General features: G+C 65.5%; 6 protein-coding genes and 1 pseudogene. 6 read left to right on the top strand and 1 reads right to left on the bottom strand.

From position 1 onward, the window contains the following. The 5 genes and pseudogenes from ACFXN1_RS50890 to ACFXN1_RS50870 all read left to right on the top strand — a co-directional run. Positions 1-415: pseudogene (locus tag ACFXN1_RS50890) on the top strand (integrase); the annotation flags it as partial. Continuing rightward, a complete protein-coding gene (locus ACFXN1_RS50885) occupies positions 412-954 on the top strand; it encodes a tyrosine-type recombinase/integrase (RefSeq protein ID WP_379446752.1) in 543 nt (180 codons plus the stop codon). The pseudogene ACFXN1_RS50890 and the gene ACFXN1_RS50885, both read left to right, overlap by 4 nt. Before the next feature lie 75 nt (positions 955-1,029). Continuing rightward, positions 1,030-2,106: a tyrosine-type recombinase/integrase gene (locus ACFXN1_RS50880; protein ID WP_379464131.1), complete on the top strand. Its 1,077-nt coding sequence runs from the start codon at positions 1,030-1,032 to the stop codon at positions 2,104-2,106. Next, complete coding sequence (locus tag ACFXN1_RS50875) at positions 2,103-2,426, top strand: helix-turn-helix domain-containing protein (RefSeq protein ID WP_379445828.1); 324 nt, start codon at positions 2,103-2,105, stop codon at positions 2,424-2,426. Before ACFXN1_RS50880 ends, ACFXN1_RS50875 begins: the two co-directional genes overlap by 4 nt. 179 nt (positions 2,427-2,605) lie before the next feature. Further along, positions 2,606-4,027, top strand: a complete 1,422-nt coding sequence (locus ACFXN1_RS50870; RefSeq protein ID WP_379445829.1) for a hypothetical protein — start codon at positions 2,606-2,608, stop codon at positions 4,025-4,027. 147 nt (positions 4,028-4,174) lie between these two features. On the opposite strand, the gene ACFXN1_RS50865 is transcribed toward ACFXN1_RS50870, so the two are convergent. After that, positions 4,175-5,071, bottom strand: a complete 897-nt coding sequence (locus ACFXN1_RS50865) for a group II intron reverse transcriptase/maturase (RefSeq protein ID WP_379445831.1) — start codon at positions 5,069-5,071, stop codon at positions 4,175-4,177. 704 nt (positions 5,072-5,775) lie between these two features. On the opposite strand from ACFXN1_RS50865, the gene ACFXN1_RS50860 reads away from it, so the two are divergent. After that, positions 5,776-6,764, top strand: a 989-nt coding sequence (locus ACFXN1_RS50860; RefSeq protein WP_379464133.1) for an IS110 family transposase, incomplete at its 3' end; no start/stop codon positions are given.

Below are 6,764 nucleotides of genomic sequence, written 5' to 3'. Positions count from 1 at the left end.
GCGCCGCGCGGATGTCGACCTCGACACCGGCATCATCACGATCCACCACGCCAAACTCGACCGCGACCGCCTCGTGCCGCTGCACCCGCGCACCGACACCTTCTTCATCTCCACCGCGGGCACCGCCCTCGACCGAAGCAGCGTCGGCAAACCATACCGGAGGATAATCACATCAATTGGATTGCGCACCAACGATATTCATCCAAGGATACATGATCTGAGGCACAGTTTCGCTATGCGGACCCTGCTCGAGTGGCAGCAGTCCGGGGTCTCGGTCGACGAGCGCATCGCTGTCTTGTCGACCTACCTCGGGCACATCGCTCCGGCCGACACCTATTGGTATCTCGAGGCGTCACCGCAGCTGATGCAGCTGGCGGCGGACCGGCTGGACGCGACTTCGGGGGCAACGCGATGACCGCGCTGGCCCCTGCTTTGCAGGCATGGTTCACCCAACGGCTCGCCGACCAGCGCTCCGCCGGCCCCAACACCATCGACACCTACAAACAAGCCATCCGGCTGCTGCTCGGCTTCGCCGTCCAACGCACCGGCAAAAAGCCCAGCCAACTCGACATCACCGACCTCGACGCGCCGCTGATCGCCGAATTCCTGCACCACCTCGAACACGAGCGCCGCAACCAGACCGCCACCCGAAACAACCGGCTCGCTGCGATCCACTCCTTGTTCGGCTACCTCGCCCCGGGCCATCCCGAACACGCCGACACCATCGCACGCGTGCTGGCCATCCCGCCCAAACGCAGCGACCACCGACTGCTGACCTACCTCACCGACACCGAGGCCGACGCCCTGCTGACAGCCTGTGACCAGCGGAAATGGACCGGTCGACGTGACCACGCCATGTTAAAAAATAACCCCGGAGTTCGTTGGAGTCTTCGACTCCTGTTCCCCACTGGACCTGAGGGTTTTCCGTGTTCTGGTGGTTTTTGGCCGTTCTGACTGAACTTCAGATATTCCGAGCTGCTATCGCGTTGGATGATGCTCCAGCGGTGAAGCTGAAGGTCAGGAGGCGCGGTGGGGTTGTCGGTCGTGCGGGATCTGCGCGAGATGCGTGCGGCGGCGGGCCCGGAGGAGATCGAGCGGTTCGAGACCGACGTGTTCGCGGGGTTTGTCCTGGCTCGTTGCGCGGCTGGCTTGTCGGACAACACGATTCGCTCGGATGTCAGCCACTTGGAGCAGGTGCGGACCTGGTTCGGGAAACCGTTGTGGGACATGCTGTCCGCGGACGCGGACGTGTATTTCGGGACGGTGCTGCGCCCGGTGCCGATTCCCACGAGACTTGCTCGGGCCCAAGCGATCAGGACGTATTTCGAGTTTCTGGAGCTGCGGCACAAGATCGAGATCCACAATCTGACGGGCCGGATCGTCGAGTGCCCGATCGACGAGATCAACCGGCCCGGGGGGCGGCTCAATGCCAAGTTGCGCATCCCGCCGGCCGCCGAGCAGATCGCGCGGTTGTTCGCTGGGTGGCGCGGGGAGCTGGCGACCTGCCGTAAGTTCGGGCCTGTTGCCCGCAACTACGCCGCAGCAAGGTTGATGTGCGAGGTGGGGTTGCGGGTCAACGAGGCGCGTCAGCTGGATCTGGCCGATATCAAGTGGGATCTGGGCCGGTTCGGCAAACTTCATGTCCGCCATGGCAAAGGCGCTCGGGGTTCCGGGCCGCGTGAGCGTATGGTGCCGCTGATCAACGGCGCGGGCCGGACCCTGCGCTGGTTCGTCGAGGACGTGTGGTGTCAGCTCGGCGACGATCCCGCGCGGTTGGGTGCGCCGCTGTTCTGCTCGGAGCGTCGTAGCGCCGATGGAACCGCGGCCCGGGTGAGCAGCGAGACGTTGCGGGCCGGGCTGGCCGAGGCCGCGGTGCGGCATCTGCCGGAATGGCCGGAGAGTCTGACTCCGCATGTTCTTCGTCATTTCTGTGCAAGCGAATTGTATTCGGGTGGAATGGATTTGATCGCAATCCAGGAAACGCTCGGTCACTCCTGGGTTGCTACGACGATGAATTACATCCATGTTCATCGCACGCATGTCGAGGACGCGTGGCTTGCCGGGCAGGACCGCGCCGCCCAGCGTTTGAAGGGACTGGGGATATGAGGTGGAACTTGAGGTTGGCCGCCGCCAACCGCGGCATCTGGAAGGCCAGCGAGTTGCAGCGCCAGCTCGCTGATCACGGCCTGGTGATCAGTGCCGGGAAGATGTCCGGGTTGTGGTCGGGCAGCCCGGCCAGTATCAAGCTCGAGGACCTGGACATCATTTGCGCCGTGCTGGGCTGCGGCGTCGAGGAGATCCTCATTCCCGAGCCCGACAAGGTCAACCGGCCGGTCACCGACGCCGAGCCGAAGGCCTCGACCGGCACCAGCGGAGCGGTGGTGACGCCCAAACGCCGTGACAGCCGGTCACTTCCACCCAAATGACCAGGCGGAGACCGGAGTGGCTCGAGCAGACACGGGCTGCCCGGCCGGCACCGGACAACCCGGCGGCCAGCTGCCCCGAATGCCTGGCCTGGGGTGTGTTGTCTGGCGGTTATTGCCGCGCCTGCTACGACTTCCGGCGGCGCCATCCCAGCGCTGCCTGTGCTGGGTGTACTCGGGTCGTGCCGCTGAAGAACAGTCATTGCCGCCTGTGCTGGCTGCAGGCCGCCTCGCTGGCCGCCGATCCTCCGGTCGTGACCGAGGCTGATCTCGCTCGGGTCACCTGCCACCAGTTGTGGTTCGCGGGGATGACCAAGATGCGCGGCCCGCGCTCAGGGACGCGGTGGCGTGCCCGCGAGCGGGTCACCGCTGTCATGCAGCCGTCGCCGGAGCGGAATCCTGTCGTGGGCGGGCAATTACAGCTGCATCTGCCAGGGGCCGGCCGGATTTTCGACCGGGCTCAGCACGCCGAACCCACCAGCCCCGCTTTGATTCGCGCGCGCCGGATCGCGCGAGCGCTGGGCGAGAGCCGCGGCTGGAACACCACGCTGGCCGCCGAGCTGGACCGGGCGCTGGTCATCTTGTTGTCCGGACATGGCGATGGCGAGCAGTTCCGCTACTCGGAGCTGATCGGGGTGCTGCACCACTACGGGATCAGCATCAGCCGGGCCGCCGAGGTGCTCGCCGAGATGAACTTGCTGGTCGATGACCGTATCCCGGCCTTCGACACCTGGCTCGAAGACAAACTCGCCGACCTGGCCCCGGGCATAGCTGTTGACGTCCGCAACTGGGCGCTGGTGTTGCAGCACGGCGGGCCCTGCAGCCAGCCCCGCAACATCAACACCGTCCGCAAGTACGTGCGCGCCGCCCACCCCGTGCTGGTCGAATGGTCCACCCGATACGACCACCTGCGCGAGGTCACCACCGGCGACGTCACCGCGGTCGCCCGCGCTGTGCGCGGGCACTTGCGGCGCCGAACACTCGGCGCGTTACGCTCGCTGACGCGGCACTGCAAGAAAAACGGCACCATCTTCACCGACCCGGCAGCGCGAGTCCGCATCGGAAACCGTGACGAACCGATCATTATTCCCTTGCGCGGCAACCAAATCGACGACGTAACCCGGGCCGCGACAACACCCGCAGCCCGGATCGCACTCGCCCTGGCCGCGGTCCACGCCGCACGCCCCGAAGCCATCCGCACCTTGCGCCTGGACGATATCGACCTCGGCAACAGGCGGCTGACCATCGGGGCGGTGACCCGCCCGCTCGACGAGCTCACTCACCGGCTCCTGATCGACTGGCTGGACTACCGGCGGAAACGCTGGCCCAACACTGCCAACCCGCACCTGATCATCAACAAACAGACCGCCTCGACCACCCGAGCCATCAGCGACAACGCACTCACCGCGCCGTTCCGCCGCCGTGCTGCCACCCTGGAAGCCCTGCGCGTCGACCGGCAACTCGACGAAGCGCTCACCCACGGCCCCGACCCGCTGCACCTGGCCGTCGTGTTCGGACTCGACGAATCCACCGCGATCCGATACTGCGCGGCCGCACGACAGATCCTCCAGACCTCAGCCGAGGAACACGATCCACCGAGTTGAGCACGAACCCAAGGATCGATCCGCCCCAGATCCATTGAGCATCCTTGGGTTCCCGCCGAAAAACCCTCAGTTCCCGTGAACTCCGGGCAAAGTAACCCCCAGCCCGAACCCGGTGTGCGGCTTTCACCGCGACGGGCTCTCCGATGACTACGACGTGAGCTGCGATTTCGACTTCCCGGCGTGGATGCCGTCGTGGCAGGAGCGGCAGACCACCAGGGTCTTGCGCCGCCGCTTGACCATCAATTCCACCCAATCCGGTTGTGTTTGCCCCGGCCGATCCAGATCGGCGAGCCTGCGGATGTGGTGCACCGAGATGTCCTCGGTGCTGCGGCAGATCTCGCACCGGCCCGCCTGGAGCCGGTTGACCAGCTCCGTGCGGCGGACGATGCCGGGGACCAGGACGCGGTCGGTGATGGCCGCGTCCAGTTGCCGCCGCAGTGGAATGCCACCGAACCGTGCGACCAGTGGTTTCCTGCCGCTGCGTTCGACTTTGGCCTCGAAGCACTTGCGTGGCCCATATGGTGTGGTGATGGTGGTCGCGTAGGCGCGGGCCATCTTCGACACCGTGGAGCGGTGCTTGTTGGCCAGGGTTTTCAGCAGGGAGGTCTCCATTACCCACAACAGCCGGTAGAGGCGAGACACGTTCCCGGCCAGCAGGTAGTACTGGACGATGCCCCGCCATTCGGCTCCGTAAACGTTGACGATGGTGTGGTCGTCTTCGTTGAGCAGATTGGGCCTGCGCTCGGGTTTGCCGCGCGCCAGGTAGGGGGCTTGCTTGGCCTTGATCACCGATGACGGAACCCGCAGGCGCGCAACGCCGTTGACGCTGCGTTTGCCGTGGGTGAGCTTGCCGTCGTTGTGTAGCACGGTGATCTCGTAGCCGAGGAATTTCGCCGCCTCGGTGCAGGCGTGCGTGATCAGCGTTTTGTCCTGGGACAGCTCCAGTTTGAGTTCTTCACGCAGGAACCTCGTCAGGCGCTGCTTGATCTCCTCGGCCTCGGCCTTGGGTCCGATGAACCTTTTACCTGCATCGGTTGGACACATTCGTCGAGACGGTGAGCACGGGCGAAACCACGCCGCCTTATGAACAGCGCTGGGTTATGCGCAGTGGTGGACCGTAAGGCCTGGTGACGGCGTTCGCCCTCGGGTGTAAGCCGGCGTCCCGTTGCCCTACATCCGCGACATACCTGCATCGGTTGGACACGTTCGTCGAGAAGGTTCTCATCCCGGAATACACCCGAGGGCGAATCCGCAAGCCGGACACCGCCTATTTCAGGGTGCGTGCCGCCAGGGATCGGGCGCACCGGCGCGGCGACCACACGGAAGCGCGGGCGCTACGCCAACAGGTGCGCAGCATGCCCAGCGGGGATCCGCGTGATCCCGGTTATCGGCGGCTGCGCTACGTCCGCTATTGCGATGACACTCTGCTACCCGGAGGAGACTTCATGAGTCCACAGAATTCACACCGGATCACTACCATCGCTGGCAAGAGGGTCCGTCAGACGACCTCAATGATCCGGACTTGATGACCCCTGACTGACGTTCTACGCGGCGGAAGCGACCAGTGCCGATCGCCAGGCGCTACTAGACGGTATGAGGGTCCGCTGAGGTAGACGAGGCCGGAGGCCTCGTTCTGCAGAGTCTCGTGGGTTGCCGGAGTGACACTCACTTCAGGTAGAGCCACATGCAGTTTCAGGAGGCCCCCGGTGAGTATTCAGGGTACGAGTGTCGGGTTGGATGTGCACGCGATGTCGGTGGTGGCGTGCGGGATCGAGAACGAGTCGGGCCGGGTGGTGCGGCGGCGGTTGTGCCCGGATCACGCGGAGATCCTGGCGTGGCTGGCCACACTGGCACCGCCGGTGAGGGTGGTTTATGAGGCCGGCCCGACCGGGTTCGGGTTGTATCGGGCGCTGACCGCTGCCGGTATATCGTGCGTGGTCGCGGCGCCGTCGAAGTTGCAGCGTCCGGCCGGGGATCGGGTCAAGACCGATGCCCGTGACGCGATGCACCTGGCCCGGTTGCTGCGCCTGGGCGAAGTGGTGGCGGTCGCAGTGCCGACACCGGAACAGGAAGCGGCCAGGGATTTGGTGCGCGCCCGTGAGGATGCCCGCGGTGATCTGATGCGTGCGCGGCATCGGGTGTCGAAACTGCTTTTGCGACAAGGAATCGTGTACTACGGCGGGACTTCGTGGACCAGCGCTCACGAAATCTGGTTGCGGCAGCAGAGATTCGATCGCCCGGCGTTGCAGGCGACCTACGATGCCGCCTACGAAACGATGGTGCTGACCCGCTGCCGACGAGATCGGCTCGACACTGCGATCACAGCGATGGCCGCCAGCAGCGAGTGGACACCGATGGTGACCCGGCTGGGATGCCTGCGGGGGATCTCGGCGCTGACCGGGTTCGCGCTGGCAACCGAGATCGGCGACTGGACCCGGTTCACCGGCAACACGATCGGCGCCTACCTCGGCATGGTTCCCAGCGAATACTCTTCGGGCACGACCCGATCCCAGGGGGCGATCACCAAGACCGGCAACGGGCACGCCCGCAAGCTGCTGGTCGAGGCGGCATGGCATCACCGCAAGGACTACCGCACCCCCGGCCGCGTGATGTCGGCGCGATGGGCCCAGGCCTCACCCGCAGCACGCGCCCGCGGCCACGCCGGCAACCAGCGGTTACATCACCGGTGGGAACAGTTCACCGCCCGCAAGAAGCGGACCGTCGTCGCCAACGTCGC

It is taken from the genome of Nocardia sp. NPDC059154, from assembly GCF_042755705.1.
Classification (GTDB): Bacteria; Actinomycetota; Actinomycetes; order Mycobacteriales; family Mycobacteriaceae; genus Nocardia.
Note: the sequence above shows the minus strand (reverse complement) of the source record. Positions and strands in the feature narration are given on the sequence as shown.

Excerpts from the sequence above, each read along its gene's own strand:
- ACFXN1_RS50875 (WP_379445828.1), top strand. The coding sequence starts at position 2,103 with ATGAGGTGGAACTTGAGGTTGGCCGCCGCCAACCGCGGCATCTGGAAG.
- ACFXN1_RS50885 (WP_379446752.1), top strand. The coding sequence starts at position 412 with ATGACCGCGCTGGCCCCTGCTTTGCAGGCATGGTTCACCCAACGGCTC.
- ACFXN1_RS50865 (WP_379445831.1), bottom strand. The coding sequence starts at position 5,071 with ATGTGTCCAACCGATGCAGGTAAAAGGTTCATCGGACCCAAGGCCGAG.